Source organism: Virgibacillus sp. M23 (genome assembly GCF_034190895.1).
Classification (GTDB): Bacteria; Bacillota; Bacilli; order Bacillales; family Amphibacillaceae; genus Virgibacillus; species Virgibacillus salarius.
In genome coordinates, this window is record NZ_JAWDHA010000364.1 from 1 (window position 1) to 398 (window position 398).

The window sequence follows — 398 nt, forward strand, 5'->3', positions numbered from 1 at the left end:
TGCGGGGGCTCATTCATCAAGTGGAGGAACGGAGCGGCTTGCATGTTCCTTTAGATACTGCCGGACTGTCAGAAGAGTCTTGGCCTCAAAACATAAGCGAAACGATTTACCGCATCTTGCAGGAAGCGCTGACCAATATCATTCGTCACGCCGACGCTTCTCATGCGGCGACTGTCATTTCTAACGACGAAACCCATCTCTATGTCACAATTATCGACGACGGACAATTCACCGGCAGCCTTACTTATGGATTTGGCCTGACAGGAATGAAAGAACGCGCTGAAAAAGCAGGCGGTTCCCTTACCTTTAGCGCCGTGCAGCCGAGCGGCCTGCAAATTGAGCTGTCATTGCCGCTCACGACAACGAATAAGGAGCAAAAAGATGAACAAAGATAAAAT

Annotated in this window: 1 protein-coding gene; it reads left to right on the forward strand. The window is 49.7% G+C overall.

Translation table 11 applies throughout. From position 1 onward, the window contains the following. Positions 1-395 (forward strand): sensor histidine kinase (locus RVS70_RS23015; protein WP_414617195.1); only part of this gene is annotated, 395 nt, incomplete at its 5' end. Positions 396-398: the final 3 nt, after the last annotated feature.